The sequence below is a fragment of the Vibrio sp. CB1-14 genome (assembly GCF_040412085.2).
GTDB classification, from domain to species: domain Bacteria; phylum Pseudomonadota; class Gammaproteobacteria; order Enterobacterales; family Vibrionaceae; genus Vibrio; species Vibrio chaetopteri.
Map to the genome: position 1 here is coordinate 64,000 of NZ_CP115920.1, position 21,815 is coordinate 85,814.

At 48.5% G+C, this 21,815-nt stretch carries 25 protein-coding genes; 11 read left to right on the forward strand and 14 right to left on the reverse strand.

What is annotated here, in order from left to right:
* Positions 1-3 precede the first annotated feature (3 nt).
* The 9 genes from PG915_RS00300 to flgB all read right to left on the reverse strand — a co-directional run bounded on the left by PG915_RS00300 (position 4) and on the right by flgB (position 6,808).
* Positions 4-558 (reverse strand): rod-binding protein, encoded by a 555-nt coding sequence (locus tag PG915_RS00300; protein ID WP_353497413.1) that lies wholly within the window; start codon positions 556-558, stop codon positions 4-6.
* A 10-nt stretch (positions 559-568) separates the two neighbouring features.
* The gene (gene flgI, locus PG915_RS00305; protein ID WP_418641805.1) at positions 569-1,690 is read right to left on the reverse strand and encodes a flagellar basal body P-ring protein FlgI; all 1,122 of its coding nucleotides are present in this window, start codon (positions 1,688-1,690) and stop codon (positions 569-571) included.
* A complete protein-coding gene (flgH, locus tag PG915_RS00310) occupies positions 1,690-2,379 on the reverse strand; it encodes a flagellar basal body L-ring protein FlgH (RefSeq protein WP_353497414.1) in 690 nt (229 codons plus the stop codon). Before flgH ends, flgI begins: the two co-directional genes overlap by 1 nt.
* 86 nt (positions 2,380-2,465) lie before the next feature.
* The gene (gene flgG, locus PG915_RS00315; protein WP_353497415.1) at positions 2,466-3,251 is read right to left on the reverse strand and encodes a flagellar basal-body rod protein FlgG; all 786 of its coding nucleotides are present in this window, start codon (positions 3,249-3,251) and stop codon (positions 2,466-2,468) included.
* A 24-nt stretch (positions 3,252-3,275) separates the two neighbouring features.
* Positions 3,276-4,007: a flagellar basal body rod protein FlgF gene (locus PG915_RS00320; RefSeq protein ID WP_353497416.1), complete on the reverse strand. Its 732-nt coding sequence runs from the start codon at positions 4,005-4,007 to the stop codon at positions 3,276-3,278.
* Between the two features lie 9 nt (positions 4,008-4,016).
* The gene (flgE, locus tag PG915_RS00325) at positions 4,017-5,288 is read right to left on the reverse strand and encodes a flagellar hook protein FlgE (protein ID WP_353497417.1); all 1,272 of its coding nucleotides are present in this window, start codon (positions 5,286-5,288) and stop codon (positions 4,017-4,019) included.
* Positions 5,289-5,331: 43 nt separating this feature from the next.
* Complete coding sequence (gene flgD / locus PG915_RS00330; protein ID WP_353497418.1) at positions 5,332-6,009, reverse strand: flagellar hook assembly protein FlgD; 678 nt, start codon at positions 6,007-6,009, stop codon at positions 5,332-5,334.
* A complete protein-coding gene (gene flgC, locus PG915_RS00335) occupies positions 6,009-6,443 on the reverse strand; it encodes a flagellar basal body rod protein FlgC (RefSeq protein ID WP_353497419.1) in 435 nt (144 codons plus the stop codon). The genes flgD and flgC overlap by 1 nt, the downstream gene beginning before the upstream one ends.
* Positions 6,444-6,445: 2 nt before the next feature.
* Positions 6,446-6,808, reverse strand: coding sequence for a flagellar basal body rod protein FlgB (gene flgB / locus PG915_RS00340; RefSeq protein ID WP_042502033.1), 363 nt, complete (start codon positions 6,806-6,808; stop codon positions 6,446-6,448).
* 132 nt (positions 6,809-6,940) lie between these two features.
* On the opposite strand from flgB, the gene flgA reads away from it, so the two are divergent.
* From flgA to PG915_RS00370, 6 genes are all read left to right on the forward strand, one after another.
* A complete protein-coding gene (flgA, locus tag PG915_RS00345; protein WP_353497420.1) occupies positions 6,941-7,663 on the forward strand; it encodes a flagellar basal body P-ring formation chaperone FlgA in 723 nt (240 codons plus the stop codon).
* Positions 7,664-7,822: 159 nt separating this feature from the next.
* A complete protein-coding gene (gene flgM / locus PG915_RS00350; protein ID WP_042502029.1) occupies positions 7,823-8,107 on the forward strand; it encodes a flagellar biosynthesis anti-sigma factor FlgM in 285 nt (94 codons plus the stop codon).
* A 32-nt stretch (positions 8,108-8,139) separates the two neighbouring features.
* On the forward strand, positions 8,140-8,583 hold the full coding sequence (flgN, locus tag PG915_RS00355; protein ID WP_353497421.1) for a flagellar export chaperone FlgN: 444 nt from the start codon (positions 8,140-8,142) through the stop codon (positions 8,581-8,583).
* Between the two features lie 40 nt (positions 8,584-8,623).
* Positions 8,624-9,298: a lytic transglycosylase domain-containing protein gene (locus tag PG915_RS00360; RefSeq protein ID WP_418642303.1), complete on the forward strand. Its 675-nt coding sequence runs from the start codon at positions 8,624-8,626 to the stop codon at positions 9,296-9,298.
* 110 nt (positions 9,299-9,408) lie between these two features.
* Complete coding sequence (locus PG915_RS00365) at positions 9,409-10,299, forward strand: DMT family transporter (RefSeq protein WP_353497423.1); 891 nt, start codon at positions 9,409-9,411, stop codon at positions 10,297-10,299.
* Positions 10,300-10,611: 312 nt separating this feature from the next.
* Positions 10,612-11,883, forward strand: coding sequence for an NRAMP family divalent metal transporter (locus PG915_RS00370; protein ID WP_353497424.1), 1,272 nt, complete (start codon positions 10,612-10,614; stop codon positions 11,881-11,883).
* Positions 11,884-11,970: 87 nt separating this feature from the next.
* Here PG915_RS00370 and PG915_RS00375 read toward each other — a convergent pair whose 3' ends face one another.
* Positions 11,971-13,548 carry a PTS transporter subunit EIIC gene (locus PG915_RS00375; protein WP_353497425.1) on the reverse strand — a complete coding sequence of 526 codons (1,578 nt, stop codon included), beginning with the start codon at positions 13,546-13,548 and terminating at the stop codon, positions 11,971-11,973.
* A 174-nt stretch (positions 13,549-13,722) separates the two neighbouring features.
* On the opposite strand from PG915_RS00375, the gene PG915_RS00380 reads away from it, so the two are divergent.
* The 3 genes from PG915_RS00380 (at position 13,723) to PG915_RS00390 (ending at position 16,965) form a co-directional block, all read left to right on the forward strand.
* The gene (locus PG915_RS00380; protein WP_353497426.1) at positions 13,723-14,451 is read left to right on the forward strand and encodes a GntR family transcriptional regulator; all 729 of its coding nucleotides are present in this window, start codon (positions 13,723-13,725) and stop codon (positions 14,449-14,451) included.
* Positions 14,452-14,608: 157 nt separating this feature from the next.
* Positions 14,609-15,943 (forward strand): 6-phospho-alpha-glucosidase, encoded by a 1,335-nt coding sequence (locus PG915_RS00385; RefSeq protein ID WP_353497427.1) that lies wholly within the window; start codon positions 14,609-14,611, stop codon positions 15,941-15,943.
* 38 nt (positions 15,944-15,981) lie between these two features.
* Positions 15,982-16,965, forward strand: a complete 984-nt coding sequence (locus tag PG915_RS00390; RefSeq protein ID WP_353497428.1) for an aldo/keto reductase — start codon at positions 15,982-15,984, stop codon at positions 16,963-16,965.
* A 186-nt stretch (positions 16,966-17,151) separates the two neighbouring features.
* Here PG915_RS00390 and PG915_RS00395 read toward each other — a convergent pair whose 3' ends face one another.
* The 3 genes from PG915_RS00395 to ftnA form a co-directional block, all read right to left on the reverse strand.
* Positions 17,152-18,339 (reverse strand): NAD(P)/FAD-dependent oxidoreductase, encoded by a 1,188-nt coding sequence (locus tag PG915_RS00395; protein WP_353497429.1) that lies wholly within the window; start codon positions 18,337-18,339, stop codon positions 17,152-17,154.
* 190 nt (positions 18,340-18,529) lie between these two features.
* A complete protein-coding gene (uspB, locus tag PG915_RS00400) occupies positions 18,530-18,853 on the reverse strand; it encodes a universal stress protein UspB (RefSeq protein ID WP_353497430.1) in 324 nt (107 codons plus the stop codon).
* Positions 18,854-18,922: 69 nt separating this feature from the next.
* Positions 18,923-19,450 (reverse strand): non-heme ferritin, encoded by a 528-nt coding sequence (gene ftnA / locus PG915_RS00405; protein ID WP_042502012.1) that lies wholly within the window; start codon positions 19,448-19,450, stop codon positions 18,923-18,925.
* Positions 19,451-19,761: 311 nt separating this feature from the next.
* Between ftnA and PG915_RS00410 the strand changes: the two genes are divergently transcribed.
* On the forward strand, positions 19,762-20,187 hold the full coding sequence (locus tag PG915_RS00410) for a universal stress protein (RefSeq protein ID WP_353497431.1): 426 nt from the start codon (positions 19,762-19,764) through the stop codon (positions 20,185-20,187).
* A 103-nt stretch (positions 20,188-20,290) separates the two neighbouring features.
* Positions 20,291-21,169, forward strand: a complete 879-nt coding sequence (locus PG915_RS00415) for a carboxylate/amino acid/amine transporter (protein ID WP_353497432.1) — start codon at positions 20,291-20,293, stop codon at positions 21,167-21,169.
* Positions 21,170-21,193: 24 nt separating this feature from the next.
* Here the strand turns inward: PG915_RS00415 and PG915_RS00420 are convergent, their stop codons facing one another.
* Positions 21,194-21,721 (reverse strand): hypothetical protein, encoded by a 528-nt coding sequence (locus PG915_RS00420; protein WP_353497433.1) that lies wholly within the window; start codon positions 21,719-21,721, stop codon positions 21,194-21,196.
* Between the last annotated feature and the right edge of the window lie 94 nt (positions 21,722-21,815).

Genomic DNA, 21,815 nt, shown 5'->3' on the forward strand with positions numbered 1-21,815 from the left:
CGATTAACGCTCCGTGATTTTCATAAGAGGCTGAGAAAATGCCATGGTCATGGCTGCCTCACTAGGCGACTGAAGATTAAAGGCGGCCGCGTTATTGGCTTCATTAACCGCAGGTGCGCCATTTGTAAGGCTGGCTGTATGAGATTGTGATTTGGCTTCCAAATCGTTGGCCGCCCCTAACGATTGTACGCGCGAGGCATCAAACTGCACTTCTCGATTCGACTGAAAAGAGTGAGCGGGACCGAGCTGTTTTACCAGCATGTCGGCAATGCCAGAGTTCTGTTTTTTGGCCAGTTCAATCGACAGCTGTCCATCGTGCATATCTCTAAATACGCCGTGTTGTTGCGAGGAAAACGGACTGTCTTCGTCGGCCAGTGCGTCACTGCTGCTACGCATTTGTCTTAGCACCATTTGCAAGAACATGGCCTCAAACTGCCCCGCCACTTCTTTTAGCGCTTCAGGGCTGTCGTTGCTGTGTTTGATATTAGTTAGCGCCGCATTGTCATGATAAAGCATGCTGTTGACGCGAGTCGTATCGTTCATGGCATCGATTTTCATACTGCGTCTCCTATATCACAACCAGCTCAGCATTGAGCGCGCCTGCTTCGTGCAGCGCTTGCAGAATAGACATCAAGTCTGTTGGCGTTGCACCTAAGCTATTGACTGCATTGACAATAGTATTCAGTTCGGTTCCTTCCGGCCAAATCACCATTTGTGCTTGGTCTTCATTAATGTCGATTGTGGTTTGGTCTACCACTACGGTATCGCCATCGGCAAAGGCATTAGGCTGACTGACGCGCTGCGATTCACTGATCGCGACCGTCAAGTTGCCATGGCTAACCGCCGCTTCCGTGACTTTGACGTTTTTACCCACCACCACAGTGCCGGTGCGCGAGTTAAACACAATGCGCGCTGGCTTGCGGCCTTCAACCACGCTCATCTCTTCAAGCATCGACATCATAGTCACGCGCTGCTGGGAATCCTTTGGCGCGCGCATATCCACACGAACCTTGTTGACCGCAATTGCTACATCGGGACCAAAGGTGCCGTTGATTTCACGAGCGATGTTCTTCGCCGTGGTAAAGCTTGCTTTGCGCAGGTTTAAGGTAATTTGTGGACGAGTATTAAAGTCGGATGGAATTTCACGCTCCAGCGTCGCGCCATTTGGCACGCGGCCGGCTGTTGGCGTGTTCACGGCTATCTTAGACCCACTGCGCCCTTCCGCAGACACACCGCCAACAACCACGTTGCCTTGAGCCACAGCGTACACTTCACCGTCCACACCACGCAGAGGTGTTAACAATAACGTGCCGCCACGCAAGCTCTTGGCATCACCAATCGACGAAACCACGATATCCAGCATTTGGCCGGGACCTGCCATCGGATCGACCGAGGCGGTCACACTAACCGATGCCACGTTACGCAGCTTTGGGTTAGCATCGTCGCCAATCTGCACGCCAAACTGACGCAACATATTGGTAATAGATTGAGCGGTAAATTTCACTTGGTTGCGGTCGCCTTGGCCATCAAGGCCTACTACCAAGCCGTAACCGACAAGTTGGTTGCTACGCACACCTTGTACGTCAACCAAATCCATAATTGGGATTTCCACTTCCGCCTGTGCCATTGGCATTAAGCCAAGGGCAAGCACAGCAGTAAGGGCGTTAAAAAAGTGACGAAGTTTCAACATTAGAATGGCATCCAAGGGCTTGTGAAGAATTGCGTTAGCCAACCCGCTGAGTTGCTATCTGCTAAAGCGCCGCGTCCTGAGTAAGTAATGCGAGCATCACCGATACGGTGTGAAAAGACTTGGTTATAACGGTCAACATCGTCAACGCGGACGATACCAGTGACGCGGATAAATTCATCACCTTGATTGAGGCGGATCCACTTTTCACCGCTGACTTTGAGTACGCCATTTGGCATCACTTCATGCACGGTGACCGTAATGGCACCCTCAAGCTTGTTGCCTTGCGAACTGGCGGCACTGCCGTCAAAAGCGCGGTTACCGCTAATGCCCACCGCCGTTTCATTAATCGTAGTACCACCTATGTTGGCGGCACCAAAATCCACATTCGATGACTTACCAAACTTGGTATCGGCTTTTTTGCTCGATTGGGTTTCTTCCACCAGCAAAATGGTGAGCACATCGCCGACGCGATAGGCGCGGCGATCTTGAAATAACGTAAGGTTGTATTGATGACGGTACAAACTGCCATTGGTTGCCTCGGGCAGCGCGTAGTTTAACTCTGGCGGCGCGTACTTCTGCTCATCTGGCTCTGGCGGCACAAACTCTTGTCTGGCTGCACATCCAGCGAGCAGTAGCACCGTCAGTGCCACTATGCCTTTTTCTATTAGGCGTCGCGAAAACCATTTCATATTACTACTTCCTTTCACGTTATCTCCCGCTCACTCAACTCAATTCCTCAACGAGTTTGGTTAACTTGTTTGGTTAACGGAACCCGTTACACCGCTTGCGCGACAAACTTAAGCATGTCATCGGCCGCCGATACGACCTTGGCGTTCATTTCATAAGCGCGCTGTGTGGTAATCATGTCGACCATCTCTTCCACCACTTGCACGTTTGAGCCTTCCAGTGAGCCTTGCTTGATGCTACCTGCGCCTTCTTCACCCGCAATCAGCTCTTGTGCTTGACCGCTTGCTTCAGTCTCTTTAAACAAGTTGCCACCAATCGCTTCAAGGCCAGCGGGGTTAATGAATTTAGCTAGGGTAATTTGACCCAGTTCTTGTGGTGCAGGGCCGTCGGCTGTTGTTGCCGTCACCGTGCCATCGACACCCACAGAAACCGTCAAGGCGTTGTCTGGGATCTGCACTTGCGGCTCAAGCGGTAGACCTTGGCTGTTGACCATTAAACCTTCTGAGTTGACATGAAACTGGCCGTTACGGGTGTACATGATCTGGCCATCGGAATTTTCGATTTGGAAAAAGCCCTGTCCCATGACGGCTAAATCTAGCTCTTGCCCTGTGTTTTGTGAGCTGCCTTGAGTGAACACTTTTTGCGTCCCCACAACGCGAACACCGCTACCCAACTGAACACCGGTTGGTAGCTCATTCACTTGGTCTACCTGAGCACCAGGTTGGCGCTGAATGCTGTAGAACAAGTCCTCAAATACCACTCGGTCACGTTTGAAACCGACGGTATTAACGTTGGCAAGGTTGTTGGAAATCGCCGTCATTTTGGTGTCTTGGGCGGCCATCCCTGTTTTACTGACCCACAATGCTGAATGCATGGTTAACTCCTGTTGGCGAGCCTTCTAGCTCGCACTCATTAATTTGTTTCCGGATTGCGCTAAGGTTTCCGCGGTTTTCATCATGCGGATCTGCATCTCGAAGTTGCGGGTGAGTGACATCACGCTCAGCAGCTCATCAATGGCTGAAACGTTACTGCTCTCGATATGCTCAGGCGCTAGATTGACCGTCGCATCCGCCGCAAACGGCTGACCATCAAGACTATGCAGTAGGCTGTCACTCTCTTTTTGCAACTGAGTGATATCCGGCTTAACCAGTTTCAGCGTGCCAACTTCCACTTCCGCACCGCCGCCAGGTGGGATCACCGACACACGGCCGCGTTCACTGATTTCCACTTTCTGAAATTCAGGCAATACCATAGGACCGTTATCACCAACAACGGCAAAGCCATTGATGCTCATAGCACCCAAATCGTCCACTTTGATGTTACCGGCGCGAGTGTAGGCTTCGTTGCCGGCAGGGGTTTGAACACTGATATAGCCTTCGCCCATGATGGCAATGTCAAGCGGGCGACCGGTTTTCACCACGTCGCCTGAATCAAATCGCGTCGCGGCTGAGTTGGTGACCACCATAGTGCGGCCATCGAAACCTGAGCCTTGCAATGGAACGCTGTTGACGCGCTCCATATCCGCACGAAAGCCCGCCGTATCGGCATTCGATAAGTTGTTTGAACGAACATGCTGCGCTTTAAGGACGCGACTTGCGCCCGTGGTCGCAGTAAATAGCAAGCTATCCATGGCCTACCTCTATACCGCGTTAAACAGCGCTTGAGTAAGTTTGTCAGACGTTGAAATCGTCTTCGCGTTCGCTTGGTAATTGCGCTGCGCCGTCATCAGGTTCACAAGCTCAGATGTGAGGTCTACGTTGGAGCCTTCCAGCGCACCCGGTGTCAGATCGCCCAATACGCCTGTACCCGGCGTGCCCACCACTGGTGCACCAGAGCTAAAGCTCTGTGTCCACGCGGTACCATTGGTTTTCGCCAGGCCTTGTGGGTTCGCGAAGTTCGCCAGCACTACCTGACCTTGTAGCTGTGACTGACCGTTGGTGTAAGTCGCGAAAACCATGCCGTTGTTCTCAACACGCACACCCGCAAGCTCACCAGAGGTGTAACCATTTGGACTGTTGGTACTTACGCCAAATGCCGCGCCAAACTGGGTGCTGCCCGCTAGACTGATATCGATGCTCATCCCTTTTGCACCGGCAGCAGGGAAAGAAACATTAAAGCTGCCAGTTGGAGAAGCAAGCGTACCGTCAGCTTTAAAGTCTACTTGCTGTGTTGTCGCTGGCGTCGTTGGCGAACCATCCACCTCAACATTCACCTGCCATGTGTTGTCCGCAGTTTTAGTGAAGTACTGCGTCACTGTGTGAGAGTTACCCAATGAGTCATAAACCTTTGAGGTATAAGACGAGTTAAAGGAGTCTGGGTTGCTTGGGTCAAAAGCAATTGCGGTCGAATCGTAAACTGGGTTCGGTGTCACGCCGTCGGCCTCAAATGGAGCGAGTGACGGATCGCCAGCAGGTACGACATTAGTCGCCGATGCACTTGCATCGAAATTAGCGATAAAGTCCAGCTTGTCGGTTGCTTTTGCGGCGAGAGATGAGGTGCTGATTTTGATGTCGCCAACGGAGCCTTCAAGCAGGTTGTTATTTCTATCAACACTGTAGCCTTGCAGCTTAGCGCCTGTATTACCGACTACGTAGTTGTCTTTGTCCGTACCAAACACACCAGATCGGGTGTACAGGGTTTGCCCCATGCCGTCTTTAGTGACAAAGAAGCCGTTACCATTGATGGCCAAGTCCATCGAACGCCCCGTGCCGGAAACCGAACCATTTTTGTCGAAGTTTTGTGAAATAGATGCCACTTCCACACCGCCTGCCTGCATGCCGTTATAGACCGCAGAAAACTCGGTACGCGCTTGCTTAAAGCCATACGTCGAAGCGTTAGCAATGTTGTGACTGATAGTGTTTAGCTGAGTATTCGTAGCATCCAAGCCACTTAAAGCAATATTAAAACTCATGATGTCCTCTTAATTCTGATAATTATGGGTTTTACACTCGGCGCTAAGCACCAAACTGACTGATTTCATAGAAAGGCACATTGCCCACGCCAGCGACATTGACCATCGCCGCGCCGCCTGTGCTAGGAATACGGACTTGTTGAACTTCACCTGCCAGCAGCAAATTTGGCTGCGCTTGACCGTCTTGTACTTCGACTGAAATAGAGTACTTGCCCGGCTTAAGACCCAGCTCTTCTGGGTTGATGGTGAAATCCACGTCACCGGCAGGGTGAGCGCCCAGTGGCACTTTGGTTTTTTGACCAAACTCGTCTTCCACCACCACATTCACTTGGCTCGATGAATGGGCGAGCTCAATACGACCTTTTTGCGCGCCGTCCGCCAGTTCAACCTCGTTGCTGCTGACATACACGGTTTGACCCACTAGGCTTGCAGTCGATAGCACCTGCATGTTGTCGAGAAGCACCATGCTGTTTTGCATTAGTGTTGACATGTTCTCGGTACTTTGTACCTGAGAGAACTGCGCCAGTTGGCTAACGTACTCGGTGCCATCAAGCGGGTTGAGTGGATCTTGGTTCTGGATTTGCGCCACCATTAAGGTGATAAACTCATTTTGTAGTGAGCTAGCGCTGTTGGCGTCTTGCGGATTCGCAGACACATTAGCATTAGTTTGCTGGGCGACTGGAGAGTCCGTATCCAGCGCGGTGAACTGTGCAATACTCATTAGCTGCCCTGCCCTAAACGAAGTAATCCTTGCTGCATGCTTTTCACATTCGACAGCACTTCCACATTGGTTTCAAAGCTGCGTGATGCGGACATCATGTCTGCCATTTCCGCCACCACATCAACGCCCGGGTAGTAGACATAACCTTCTTCATTGGCGAGTGGGTTATTCGGCTCAAAACGTTGTTCGGCTTTAGCACCACTATTCACCACATCGACAATGCGCACTTCGGCATTGGGGTACACCCCTTGATCACTCGCCAATTGGGTTTGGCTGTAGACAGTGGCAAACACAGGCTTGAGCGGCTTATAAGCGTCATCTGGGTTGGCCGACACGGCGTCTGCGTTGGCAAGGTTACTGGCCACGGTGTTAAGTCGTACCGTTTGCGCCGTCATGGCTGAGCCAGCGATAGAATAAATATCGGTAAATGACATGATTAACGTCCCTCAATCGCTTTCGCTAGCCCGCTAAACTTCATGTTCATGAAGGTCAGGCTAGTTTGAAAATCCATGTTGTTTTGGGTGAATTTGGCCTGCTCAACGCCCAGCTCTACCGTGTTACCGTCTTTGCTGTTCTGGTACGGCACGGAGTATTGAGTGGCAATGTCCAACTTTGGTGTCGTGCTGTGCACACCATTGGCGCTGGCTTGCTTCATCACCGTGGTAAAGCTCAGGTCTTTTGCTAGGTACCCAGGTGTATCGACATTTGCTAAGTTACTGGCTAGCACCTTGGTTCTCTGAACTCGAAAATTGAGTGCTTCGGGATGCACGCCTAACGCACTGTCAAAACTGATTGCCATCTCTTTGTCCTTAAATGGGCGGTCGTCCCTAATTAACAACAAGATGCGTGCCAATTTTTTATTTCAATAAAAACAATGAATTACACAAAACAAAGGAAGAGGAACTTCCGATTCACGGAAGCGAGATATGACATGGGGAAATGGATCATAGGTCTATTATTGGGGGCAATATCACTGTCTGCTTTCGCCACCAGCCACGCCAAAATGACGCGGTTGGATATCGAGCACGCGGTGCGCCACGCGCTTGATTTGGAGATTGAGCAGCTCGCCGAGCGCCATCGCTGGGGTAAGCACGACGCCAAACTGGTGATATTGGTTCCAGAGTCAGCAAAACATCTCGATCAATGCATAGCACCGCTCATCATCAGTAGCCGTGACCATCAAGCGCTGCCTGTAGGCAATTTAAAACGCAGCGTCAGCTGTGAAGACGGAGTGAATGATTGGCGCATTAATGCCAGCATCAAGGCGACCTTATCCTTGCCTGTGGCAGTGGCAACCACCACGCTCAATCGTCATACCACGGTAGATGCCACATCGGTTCGACTCGAAACACGCACCTTGTCGCGCGCAACGGCCTTTGTGACCGACCTGTCGACATTGCGTGGTAAACAGGTCACGCGAAGGATGCGTGCCGGGCAGATCATTGATGCTAAGTTTGTCAGCAATCCACCGTTGGTCGAGAAGGGCAACGAAGTGGTGATCATCGCCGCCAAGGGAGGCTTTAATGCCACCACCAAGGGCGTCGCGCTACAAACGGCAGGAGAAGGTGAACAGATCAAAGTACAAAATAGCCAGTCGAAGAAAGTGATTCGCGCCGTTGTCACTGGCTTGAACCAAGTTCACACTCAGTTTTAATTTTCTGACTCAAGGTAACAAATTTCACACAGCACGCTCGAAATTAATACTGAGATTAAGATAGAAAAAAAGGGCAACAATTTAGGTGGGCAGATTTAATACTGTCGCTCGCTTTGTCGCCCTATACTGTTATCGACATCTTGATAGGACAGCAACACCATGAAAATCGACAAAGTGGCTGGCGGACATGTTCCACAAACTAACTTCAACCAGTCTAAAACTCAAACCGCAGAAACGCCGCAGCGTAAAACCGTGTCTGAAGCCGCATTCAACGCCAACACAGCCGCGCTAGACAAGGCACAAGCCGAACTCGCTGCTATGCCAAATGTGGATATGGCCAAAGTCGAAGCGGTGCGTAATGCACTGGCGAATGGCGAATTGGGTCTGGATGTTAAAGCCCTGTCGCAAGCGGTGATGCGTTTTCATACTGGTCACGAATCCTAAGCACGCGACCCCATTGAGTGGAGTAACCAACCATGGCCGCATCGAAAACCGAGCTAGTACAAGCCTTCGTGCTGAGCATTTCTGACGATATTAAACTGTACCGAAAACTGCTCGCACTACTGCAACATCAAAAAGCCTTGTACCTCAAGTTTGATGGGGAATCGCTGAGCGACAATATCCAGAGCCAACTGCCGATATTGAATCAACTTGGCCGCAATGCCAGCAACCGCAGTCAGGCACTCACCCAATTAAAACTGCCTTGCTCTCAAGCTGGGGTTGAACGCTTAATTAGAGCGCTGCCTGCAAAGCTGTCAGACAACGTGCACAAACAATGGCACATCCTTGAGTCTTTGATTGCACAGTGCCAAAAATACAACCAAAACAACGGCCAAAGCTCTGCCGCTTTCCAAGAATTACTCGGCGAGTTAACGGGTCAAAAACAGCACAGTTATGAGGAACATGCTCGAACGGTTTAGCCGTTATTGGCGCCAACCTCACTGGCATACTTTGCTAGTGATGAGCCTGCTGTGCCTTGGGCACAGCGTGAGTTATGCCAAGCCGACCCAAGGTGCCCCAGCCCAAGCGGACATAGCGCCGCACATCGCCACGTTAAAACCCTATCAAACCCATATCACTAAAAAGTTCGAAGAGTTCAGTCCTTTAGTGGATGAGATATTCAAACAACTAAGCAAAAGGTCACTACCAGAAAGCCTCGTACTGGTGCCGATGCTAGAATCTTCCTATAACCCCAAGGCGGTTTCACCAGCGAAAGCCGCTGGGCTCTGGCAACTCATGCCTGCCACCGCAAAACGCTTCGGGTTAATCGTAGAGCAAAACCTCGATCAGCGATTTGACATCGAGCCGAGCACGCAGGCAGCGATGCAATATCTGTCATTTTTATATCGAAAATTTGAGGGCGATATTAATCTTACTCTAGCGGCCTATAACGCGGGAGAAGGACGAGTACAACGCGCAATCAATAAAGCGGGCAGTCGTGAATTCTCAAAACTCAAACTGCCCAATGAGACCGTGCACTATGTACGGCGTTTTTACGCCTTAATGAGTCTCGTCGACATTTCTTCACTTAAAGGAAATCACGTTGATACCTTATGGCTGTTTGCCAGTGAACCTTCATGGCAACAAGCGCCATTGATCGATCTGACACCGCTGCCACCGCTGATCTCACTTTAGTTGAGCTCGCTGCAATCTTGTGTGATTCGTCACCACAAACTGCTGTTTTCAGAATGCCATTCACTGGTAAGATGCAGACATTGTTTACTCCATCCTAATGCTAACTCTCCATGCAAAACGAACGCAAAGCCCTGCTGTTTGGGTTATCTGCTGTCCTACTGTGGTCTACGGTCGCGACGGCATTTAAACTCACATTGGCTGAATTTACCCCTGCGCAAATGGTCGCCGCAGCATCGGTTGCCTCAACCATCGCTCTGGTCATTGTCTGTGCCGTAAAAGGGACGCTGTCTCAACTCAAAACCACGTTTTTTTCCAATCCTTGGTACTACCTATTGCTGGGACTCATCAACCCACTCGCGTATTACCTTATTCTGTTCAAGGCGTATGACTTACTGCCAGCGTCGCAAGCGCAGCCCATCAATTACAGCTGGGCAATCACATTAACCTTAATGGCGGCGGTATTCCTAAAACAGAAAATCCGTCCGCAAGATTGGTTTGCGTGTGCACTCGGCTATTTAGGCGTGGTGGTCATCGCTACTAAAGGGGATGTGCTAGGACTGCAATTTGATAGTCCAGCAGGCGTGGCACTAGCGCTGCTTTCCACTTTGCTTTGGGCAGGCTATTGGATCCTGAACACCAAAAACACTGCCGATCCGGTTGTTGGTGTACTGCTCGGCTTTTTGGTGGCGTTACCATTTGCTTTCGGTGTCGCGATCTATGAGGGCGCCGCTTGGTCAAGTATCACCCTAAAGGGCTGGCTGGCGGTAAGCTATGTGGGTCTTTTCGAAATGGGTATTACCTTTGTTCTTTGGCTGAGCGCTTTGAAGCTGACACAAAATACTGCGCGTATCAGTAATCTGATCTTTGCTTCGCCATTTATCTCACTGATGCTGCTTGCCACCGTTATCGGCGAAGAAATCCATCCATCGACACTCGTCGGCTTAATGTTAATTGTGATTGGACTGGTTGTGCAGCAGCTGAAGAGAAAACCTAAAACTTAATCGCTAGATAGCACCCTATTACTAGCGTCGCGAGCCTTTGTGCTCGCGACTCCTTCCAATATTTTTCCTACTCTTTTTTGCCAACCTCCAATGAGGATGCATTATCTATCCCAAGATAATCAGCACAAACATCCACTTCTAACTCATTTTATAGATACACCGACCAAACCAAGGCGTCCTTTTCATTCCATCACATTGCATCCTGCTGAAATTACTGTAGAAATGAATGTGTTGGAAATAATTTTTTATCGTTTCGTAAATAATTTTTTACAGCGATTGCAGTACGGATAATAATCATAAAGGACTCATGTCATGGATACTTCACTCCCTTCAGAGCCAGCATCACGCCCAGGCTTATCTCACTTAGTACGTTCTCTTGGTCCAGGCATCATGATGGCAGCGGCCGCCGTTGGTGGTTCTCACCTTGTTGCTTCTACTAAAGCAGGTGCCATCTATGGCTGGCAACTCGCAGCACTGATCTTGCTCGTTAATCTATTTAAATACCCATTTTTTAGAGCTGGGGTTCAGTACACCGTCGGTACAGGCAATAGTCTGATTCAAGGCTATGAAGGATTAGGCCGTGGATACCTTTGGGTATTTACGCTGCTGACGGTCATTTCCGCAGTGGTCAATACGGCAGCACTACTCTTGTTTAGCGCCAGTTTACTCGGCTACTTTTTACCATTTGAGCTGTCCTCGCTTGCCCTTTGCGGGGTTGTGCTGGTGACCTGTATTGGGATTTTATTCGCCGGTCACTACAAAGCGCTCGACGGACTGTCCAAAGCGATTATGGCCACATTGACGGTGGCAACTGTGACAGCGGTGATTATCGCAGCGTCTAACGGCAGCGTCGCGCCCGCCGATTATCAAGCCCCATCTCCGTGGACCATTGCCGCCATCGGCTTTATCGTAGTGACTATGGGTTGGATGCCTGCACCGATTGAGATATCTAGCATCACGTCCATGTGGCTTAAGAGTCAGTGTAAGAAGCAGAAAGTGACCGCTGAGTCGGCGCTGTTCGATTTTAATGTGGGCTATATTGGTACGGCTTTATTAGCCTTGGTTTTTGTTGCGCTGGGCGCACTGGTTATCCACGGTTCTGGGACAGAGCTGTCTGCTTCGGGAGTGGGGTTCTCTCATCAAATAGTCGGCATGTACGCATCAACCATTGGTGAATGGTCACGCTACCTGATCGCTGTGATTGCCTTCTTCTGTATTTTTGGCAGCACCATTACCGTGATTGATGGCTACTCGCGCGCAATTGCCGAGTCACAGCGCCTGCTTCAAAACAAGACTGAAGAGAACCCGAAGTCTTACCAAGCATGGGTCATTGTGGTGTCGATTGCGGCTATTTCGATTATCGCTTTCTTTGCCAAAGCACTGATGCCAATGCTCAACTTTGCGATGATCATGGCGTTTGTTACCACTCCAGTGTTTGCACTGCTCAATTATGTTTTAGTGTCTAAAACGGCTCTTCCTAAAGCGCTGCAAATGGGTAGTAAACTAAAAGCACTATCGATTATTGGTCTTGTTTACCTGTTTGGTTTCCTTGCCGTGTTTATTTGGTGGAAGTGGTTGATGTAACGACATTACACACTTGAGATCAAAGAGGCCTAGGGACAGTATCGTCACCTAGGCCTTTTTCGTAGAGGGAGGAAAAGGTATTAGCGCTTACGCCATCGCCTCCAAGAACTCATTCACTTCCTGGCGCACGGATGCTACGTGACTGCCGAAGATGATTTGAATGTTTTGGCCTTTGTTGACCAGACCCATAGGGTTCGATTCTTGAATTTTCGCCTCGTCCACCAAAGATGGGTCACGAACCTCCACACGCAATCGGGTGTAGCAGTTTTGCACATCAACGATGTTATCTTTACCACCTAGACCTTCAATGATAGCAATCGAGTTGAACTCACCGACTGCAATATCAATGGCGTCTGTTTTGTTGCGGTTCTTGTAGTCGTCTTTGGTTTGTAGCTTCATTTCAGCTTCACCGCGACCAATGGTTTTTAGATTGAGGTGCGTGATCAGCGCGCGGAACACAAAGTAGTACACCGCTAGCTGAACCAGACCAATCGCCACGTACATCGGCCAATCGGTTTTATCGGTACCCAGTGGAATGTTGTAAACGATGAAGTCGATAAGACCACCTTTACCTACCGCCACGACATCCAGCAACGACAACACAGCCATGAATAGACCAGTAAGGATAGCGTGCACAACAAACAGGATTGGCGCTACGAAAAGGAATGAGAATTCAATCGGCTCAGTAACACCCACCAAAATAGAAGACAACACAGCAGGGAACACAATCGCTTTCACTTTTTCGCGCTTGTCTTGGTCAGCACAGTGGTACATAGCAAGACCCGCACCTGTCAAACCAAAGATTTTTACTAGGCTGCGTGAGTCAAACACGATTGAACTAGAAAGACGCGTAGTCTCTGGGTCACCAATTTCAGCAAGGAAGATATTCTCGATGCCGCAGTAGTTTTGACCTGCGACAGCAGCACAGCCACCGAGATCAGAGAAGTGCATTGGCACCCAAAGCAAGTGGTGAAGACCTGTTGGAATCAAGATACGCTCTAGGAAACCGTACACACCAACACCCATAGAACCTGCGCCGCGAATGCTTTCGCCAAAGCCGAAGATAGCGTGCTGAACCGGTGGCCAGATGTGGGTAAACAGAATACCAAGGCCAATCGCAACCGGGATCATGATAATAAGCACAAGTCGAGATTCACCGTATAGTGATAGCGCGCCTTTAAGTACCTTTTGGCTGTATTTGTTGTGGAAGTAAGCGTTAACAATACCGATCAGCATGCCAACGAAGATACCTGTATCGACCACTTGCAAGCCAAGGATGTTCGCCTGACCGGTTCCCCCTAAGTCACCATCTAATAGCAGACCATTGAACTTCATATAGGTATGCATGGTGTACAAGTAGATGAAGTAGATGATCAGCGCGTTAAAGCCAGCTAGGTGCTTGTCTTTTTTCGCAAGCCCCATCGAAATACCGACAGCGAAGATGATATGCAGGTTAATAAGAACGCTCAGCGTTGACCAAACCAACACTTCTCCCATCCCTTTAAAGAAAGGGGCATCTAAGAAAGGCAGTACTTCGACAATGCCTGGGTTGGTTGTTGCCGCTCCGATGGCAATCACAAAACCCACTAGTGGAAGGACATATATCGGTGCCAGCATGGCGCGCGATAAGTCACTCATATAAGTGGTTATAGCTTCTTTGTTCATTATTGATGTTCCTAAATACGCTATTAATTATTTTCTTTCTGAAAATCACTTTATTCAGAAAAGAAGTCATAACAACTTTGTTGCACCTAGAATGTGATGAATGACCTAATATAGAACCAATTTATTATGTTATTTTGATATTGATATAACCAATAATTTTTTGGAAATGACATCGTGCTATACGTAAAAGTATTAGAGAGCTTAAAAGAGAAGATCAACGCGGATGTGTACAGCGTTGGATCAGCATTACCGACAGAAAAGCAGTTAATTGAAGAGTACCAAGTCAGCCGCATCACCATTCGCAAGGCCGTGGATGAACTGGTTAAGCTCAAGCTGGTCGAAAAGCGCCGTGGGTCTGGTACCTATGTACTGGAAAAGCAATATTCGCATCAACTCAATTGTTTGGCTGGCACCTCTGAAATCCTGACCCACAACAATAAAACCGTGAAGTATCAGGTGACGCAATTTTTGATGAGTAGTGACAACGCCCCCGTCCATAAACTCCTAGGACTAAAACCCAACGAGCCCTTGTATTACATACGTCGGGTGAAGTTTATTGATGACCAACCAAGGATTGTCGAAGACAGCTATATGCCGGTCGCATTGTTTCCCGACCTCAATATCTCTACGTTACAGAAATCAAAATTCGATTATGTCGAGCATGAGAAAGGAATGTTGATACAAGGCAGTCGCCAAGAGTTCACCGCCGTTGACTCCGATGAGGAGATTATGGCCTTGCTTGGAATGGAGAAAAGCCACCCGATCATGAACCTGCGCTCAATATCCAACCTAGAAGATGGGCGCTACTTTGATTATACCGAAGCCTGGTTTCACCCTAACGCTCACAAACTGGCAATCTACTTATCTCGTAAAAGAGGGCATAGAAAACCCGTATTTCCATAACCAATCCCAACTATTGTTTGAATACGATCACACATTAAAGGTATTCAATTTGTCACATCAGATCAAATCCATAGGATAAGACTTATTCAATATAGGTTATAAATTACATGACCTTTAAAATATCCGAACAGCATTCAAAATCAAATTGGAGTTGGTTATGACCAAGCAACCACAAATCATCGCAATCGCAGGCGGCGGCTCAACATACACTGCCGGTATCGTTAAAGCTCTTCTAATGAAAGGGGGTGACTTCCCTATCGCGGAAATCCGCATGTACGACATTGATGCCGAGCGCCAAGACAACGTTGCAGTATTGGTGGACTACGTGGTCAAAACTCACGCTCCACACGTGAAACTGACGGTGACGACGGAACCAGAAGTGGCTTTCTCTCACGCTGACTTCGTGTTTGCTCAAATCCGCGTAGGTCAGTACAAGATGCGTGAAACTGACGAAAAAATCCCTCTTCGTCACGGCTGTGTAGGCCAAGAGACTTGTGGTGCTGGCGGTCTGGCTTACGGCATGCGTACTATCTTCCCAATGATTGAGCTTATCGATCATATGGAGCGCTTCGCTAAAGAATCTTGCTGGATGCTGAACTACTCAAACCCAGCGGCGATTGTGGCTGATGCAGTTCACCGCCTACGTCCTAACGCTCGCGTGCTTAACATCTGTGACATGCCAGTGGCGATTGAGCGTAACCTATCGAATATCCTTGGTGTGAATCGTTATGATCTCGACGTTGAGTACTTCGGCCTGAACCACTACGGCTGGTTTACGTCTATCAAAGTTGATGGCGAAGAGAAAATCCCGTTCCTTCGTAGCCACATCCAAAAATTCGGCATGCTGACTGAAGAAGAAGTGGAAAACGCGTGTCACTCTGAGCCTTCTTGGATTAAAACCTTCAAGAACACTCAGCCTCTAATGCAAATGTTCCCAGAGTACGTGCCAAACACTTACCTTCAATACTACCTAATGGCTGATGATATCGTGGCTCAGTCTAACCCAGAGCACACTCGTGCTAACGAGGTCATGGAAGGTCGTGAGAAGAAGATGTTTGAAGCGATTGAGCAAATCAAAGCATCAGATGGCAACGTTGAAGGCAAATTCCATGTTGGCGTGCACGGTGAGTTTATTGCAGACGTGGCGATGTCGATGGCTTATGACCTACGCCAGAAGTGGCTAGTGATCATTCCTAACAACGGCATCATCAAAGGCTTGCCAGATGACGCAATGGTGGAAGTGCCTGCACTACTCGGCCGCGATAAAGTCTACCCAATCCAAGTGGGTGAAGTGCCACACTTCTACCAAGGCATGCTGCAGCAACAGCTAATGTCTGAGAAGTGCTTAGTTGATGCTGCAATTGAAGGCTCTTACGACAAAGCGCTGCAAGCCTTTGCGCTTAACAAAACCATTCCATCAGCGAAAGTGGCGAAGCTTATCCTTGATGACATGCTCGAAGCGAACAAAGAGTACTGGCCGGAACTTAAGTAATCCAATCCCGACCCTTGAATGAGAAAACAAGAGAACGAATGATGAAAAACAAACAAATCAAAGATCTTAATGCCTCAGCGGTGGGTTTTGGCTGCTGGGCAATCGGCGGGACTTGGAACAACGTCTCTGACAATGAATCCATCAAAGCAATCAAAGCGGCGCTCGACAACGGCATCAACTTTTTCGATGTTGCACCGGTTTACGGTAAAGGTCACGCGGAAACGGTACTTGGCCAAGCGCTGAAAACCGAGTCTCGCGACAACATTATCATCGCGACCAAGTGTGGCCTGCCATGGTCTCAAGATGAGCGCAAAAAGACTCGTAAAGATCTGACAAAAGAGAGCATCTCCAAAGAGATTGATGACTCACTAACTCGCTTGCAAACTGAGTACATCGACCTGTACCAAGTGCATTGGCCAGATCCAAACACGCCAATTTCAGAAACGGCAGAGGCACTGGCTGAACTTAAACGACAAGGCAAAATTCGCCACGTCGGTGTATCGAACTACTCGCTTGATATGACGCGTGAGATGATGACAGGTGTTGAAGTGGCGACCTTCCAAGGTCTCTACAACCTACTTGAGCAAAACCCAGAGCATTACCACAACATTCCGCTGCAATACCGTGCACGTGAAGAAGCGCTGCCGTTCTGTAAAGAGCACGACATGAAGTACCTACCGTACTCACCGCTAATGCAGGGTCTGCTGACGGGTACGTTAAAGCGCTCTGGTAACTGGGATGAGAACGACGACCGTCGTAACAACCCTAAACTCAATGGCGAAGCGTTTGAACCCTACTTCAACTGTGTTGAAGAGCTAAAAGCGCTGGCTAAAGAAGCCAACATTCCGCTTTCACACTTAGCGATCCACTGGCTTGTGGCGCAAGAAGAAGTAGGGCCTGTGATTGCTGGCGCGCACACTGTCGAGCAAGTGCGTGATAACGCAGCGTTCATGCAATCGACATCGAGCACTGAGTTACTGGCACGTGCCGAAGCGATTGTAGAGAAATGGGAACTAAAATAACGGCTCTCGAGCCTGTTGCTAGGCTAATGACAATTTAAAGCTTGGAATGCGCTTGCAGTAGACCCCTGCCTGCGCAGGGGTGACGAAATTTTAGGGTAAGACAAATCCAAAACGTACGTCATTCCTGCGTAGGCAGGAATCTAGTTTGAATGCGATCGAAATTACGATAGAACTCTGTTGCGATAATTATACGTGCTGACCCGCCACAAATCCTGATGACCAGCACCATTGGAAGTTGTAACCCCCTAACCAACCCGTCACGTCCATGACTTCACCGATAAAGTACAAGCCCTCAATAGACTTACACTCCATCGTTTTAGAAGAAAGGTGGTTAGTGTTCACTCCGCCCAGCGTCACCTCTGCAGTGCGATAGCCTTCGGTGCCATTAGGCGCAATCGTCCAGTTTTCTAGTGACTCACGAATCGCCACCAGCTCTTTCGGGTTGTACTGTTTAAGTGGCTTATCCGCAAACACCTTACGCTCAATCAGCACTTCGACCAAACGCTTTGGCAATAATCGTGCTAAGGTATTTTTCAGGCTTTGATTAGGATGTTTCTCTAGCGAGCGCGTCAGAAGCTCTTCAATATCTGCCTCTGGTGCTAGGTTCACCGACACGTTTTGTCCCGGCTTCCAGAACGAGGAAATCTGCAGCACCGATGGACCAGACAATCCACGGTGAGTGAACAGCAATGCTTCTTTGAAGAGCGTACCATCATTCGCCGTAATCTCTGCTGGAACGGCAATGCCAGAGAGCTCCGCAAAATCTTCTTTGTCTTCTTTGTGCAGCGTAAATGGCACTAAACCCGCTGTCGTTGGCACAACTTCAAGGCCAAATTGCTCGGCAATCTTATAACCAAACGGCGTCGCACCCAGTTTTGGCATTGAAAGACCACCCGTAGCCACCACTAAAGAGTCACATTCAATCGTGTCGGTATCGGCATGCAAAGAGAAGCCTTGCTCGGTTTTCTCGATGCTATGCACATCGGTTTGGTAGCGGAACTGAATGTTTGGAGACTCACACTCAGAGAGCATCATTTTAACGATGTCTTTCGCTGACTCTAGGCAAAACAGCTGACCGTGATCGCGCTCTTCAAACTCGATGCCGTATTTACTGACTAACGAGATAAAGTCCCAGTTAGTGTATTGCGACAGCGCCGATTTTACGAAGTGTGGGTTTTGACATAAATAGTTGTTTGCCGACACATCGTAGTTAGTAAAGTTACACTTACCACCACCGGAAATCAGAATTTTACGACCTGGTTTTTTTGCATGATCCAGCACCAGCACGCGACGACCTCGCTTGCCCGCTTCTGCTGCGCACATCAACCCCGCAGCGCCTGCACCAATAATCACCACATCAACTTTCTGATTCATCACGGTTTTCCGACAAAATTCAAATAAAAAAAGGATGTGCGTATTGCACATCCCTTCAACAATCTGGCGCTATTCTAGCGGCTTCATCGATTAAAGCCAACACTTCCAACGCTACTAAGCAGCCGGAGACTGACACCAAGTTCGTTGCGCCGTACACGACCGCAACCGGCTCACTATTGTCAGCTATCGTCTAAAGCATAAAGCCAGCAAGTAAGGTCACACCTGTCAACGCCACACAGAGTACAAACAACTCACGGACGCGATCACACTTACCTGTAAACACCGGATCATGGTGGTGATGGTATTCTTTGCTTTTGAGATAGTGATACAGCCTCACTTGCTTCGACATATTGCCGTGCGTCGTGAAAAAGCCACGTCCGTCGACTTGCTGATACAAGAGCGGATGTGCCTCACGCATGATGAAAATTAGTGCGCGTAGTGCTGTCAGATACCTCGCCATATTGACTGAGGTAATGAGCATCAATGCTAATAGAATAGTGTCTCCACTGATCATCTTTTCCTCCCTACGTCTTCCTAGACACCCAAGAGAAAAAGACAATCAATGGTCTTTTAAACGCTGATGTTACTCAGCAGGGGCGTCCATAATGGAAGAAGAACCCTCTTTTGCTAACGTTGCTAAATCCTTGTCGATGAAGAATAACGCCTGTCCATTTTCACCTACGAGTTCTAGCTTATCTAAGATCCCTTTAAACAATTTTTCTTCTTCATGCTGCTCCGCAACATACCACTGAAGAAAGTTGAACGTTGAGTAGTCTTGAGCCGAGAAGGCAACATGCGCCAGCTTGTTGATTTTCTCCGTAATCATCTGCTCATGTTTGTACGTTTCGCGGAACACATCGCCAAGGCTTTCAAAATCGTGACGAGGTGCCTCAATACTGCCCAAAATTGGCAGTGCACCGGTTTCGCTTACGTAGGTAAACAATCTTTGCATGTGCTGCATTTCTTCGTCCGCATGCTTACGAAGAAATTCTGCCGCGCCTTCAAATCCTTTGTCTTCACACCAAGCACTCATTTGTAAGTATAGATTGGATGAAAAGAATTCGAGGTTAATTTGCTCGTTCAGGTGTTGAACCATAGATGGAGAAAGCATTTACGACTCCTAATTTCGTAACTGGAATTAACGCCACTATAACATAACTAATTGAGGAGTCTTCTGATCTCATGCCCAAACCTGGCAACAACTGTGCACTCAGCGCTTACTTTGATTCTAGAAAACTTTAGCGACTTTGCTCACATTTTGTCGTCTTGTAATTGAGAAAATTATTGAGGGAGACTCGTTGTATTTAGTCACGACAAGGCAGAGTTTTATAGCTATGACGACCGATTTGGGATCACATCAGCATAATTTTCAGGTGTTAAATGCTATGTTTTTAGTAGGACGAACGTCAGGAGGAGTGCGTTATGGGTTACAAACATATTATGGTCGCATTAGATCTCTCAGAAGAAAGCAAAATGCTCATAGACAAAGCGGTCTCACTCGCGAAACCATTGGATGCCGAGATATCGTTTATTCATATCGACGTCAACTATGCCGAGCTTTATACCGGCTTGATTGACCTCAATATGGCAGAGACACAGCATCAGGCCATGGAAGCCTCGATGACTCAGCTAAGAGAATTTGCTGAGTACGCGAATTACCCGATTAAACATTCATTGGTTGGCAGCGGTGACTTAAGTAATGAGCTGCGCGATACCATTGGTGAATACAATGTCGATTTAGTGGTGTGTGGTCACCATCAAGACTTTTGGAGCAAAATCCTGTCGTCTACCAGACAGCTTATCAACACCTCACCCGTCGATATGTTGGTCGTGCCGATCAAAGACTAAAAATTGCAAAAGGCTTCTTCGGAAGCCTTTTTTGATCGGATCTCTCATCGTGACGAAAAGTGTTACACTGACGGCATTTGTTATTAAATGATAATTGTTAACTATGGGTTATCTCTATTCTGTTACCCTGCTTTGGGCTTTTTCTTTCAGCCTAATTGGGGTTTATCTCGCGGGTCAGGTTGATTCTTGGTTTTCGGTACTAATGCGCGTTGTCCTAGCGGCACTGGTCTTTTTGCCGTTCACTAAGTTCAAGCAAGTTCCCAACAAGCTCAAAGCCAAACTGATGGCGATTGGTGGTATCCAGCTAGGACTGATGTACTGCTTCTACTATCAATCATTTTTGCTGCTTTCGGTGCCGGAAGTGCTGCTGTTTACCGTTTTCACACCAATCTACGTCACCTTGTTCTATGACTTGCTCAAAGGTCGCTTTTCGCCATGGTATTTGGTGACGGCGGCAATTGCGGTCGCGGGCGCGGCGTTCATCAAGTTTGCTGGCATTAACGATAACTTCTTGATGGGCTTCTTGGTCGTGCAAGGCGCGAACCTCTGTTTTGCTATTGGTCAGGTGGGTTACAAATACGTGATGGAGCAAGAGCAGGTTGAGCTGCCGCAGCATAGCGTGTTTGGTTATTTCTATATTGGCGCGACGATCGTAGCCACCATCGCCTTCTCGATTTTTGGTAGCTTCGATAAGATGCCAACAACGGGCGTGCAGTGGGGTGTGCTTATCTACTTAGGAACCATTGCTTCTGGATTGGGTTACTTTATCTGGAACAAAGGTGCGACAATGGTCAACGCGGGCGCACTGGCGGTAATGAATAACCTTCTGGTGCCAGCGGGGCTTATCGTTAATATTGTGATTTGGAATCGCGATGTGGACTTGGTGAAACTGTCGATTGGTGGTGGGATCATCTTGCTATCACTCGTGGTCAACGAGCTTTGGGTCAAACCAAAAGCAGAAGCCCAGCTGGCAAACAGCTAGGCTTAGCTCGAAATAAAGATCTTATTAGTGCAGCTGTTCTGGCTGCACTTTCATTACCTGCTTTTCAACCGTGGCTGCCGCTAACTGGTACTTGTGCTCAAGTTTGCTCTGCTTACGTAACAACTTCTGACTTTTCTTCAGTACCTTACGCAATTTCTTCTGCGCTTTTTTCTGCGCTTTGAGTGCTTTTTTCGCACGCTTCAGTGATTTCTTATCGATAGCATCTACGCTCAACGCTTCGGTCATTTCCACGTTGGCCGCTGGTTTAGGCTCGGCTTTGTTGGCAATCTTGGTTAGTTTCGGCACAGTTGTGGTCGGCAATGCTTCAGCCAACACACCACATTGCTGCTGTTCAGCTATTGGCTTGCTTTGGCAAGATGCTGGCGGGATAGCCGCCGGTTTGCAAAGTGTGGATTTATCGGCGGATGAACGTGAGCAAGAACGGCACAGGAACTTAGGTTCTGCGACCAAACGATGGATGTCACCAAGGTTGTCACTGATGTCACGACGATTTAACTTGCACAGTCGCTTCTTTCCAACAGATACGGTCATACCACTTAATCTCCAACTAACCACAACGAAAACAGGAATGATTCTTAGTTAGATATAACGTCAATTGGCAGCGGTTGCAAGTAACTTGCTCCAG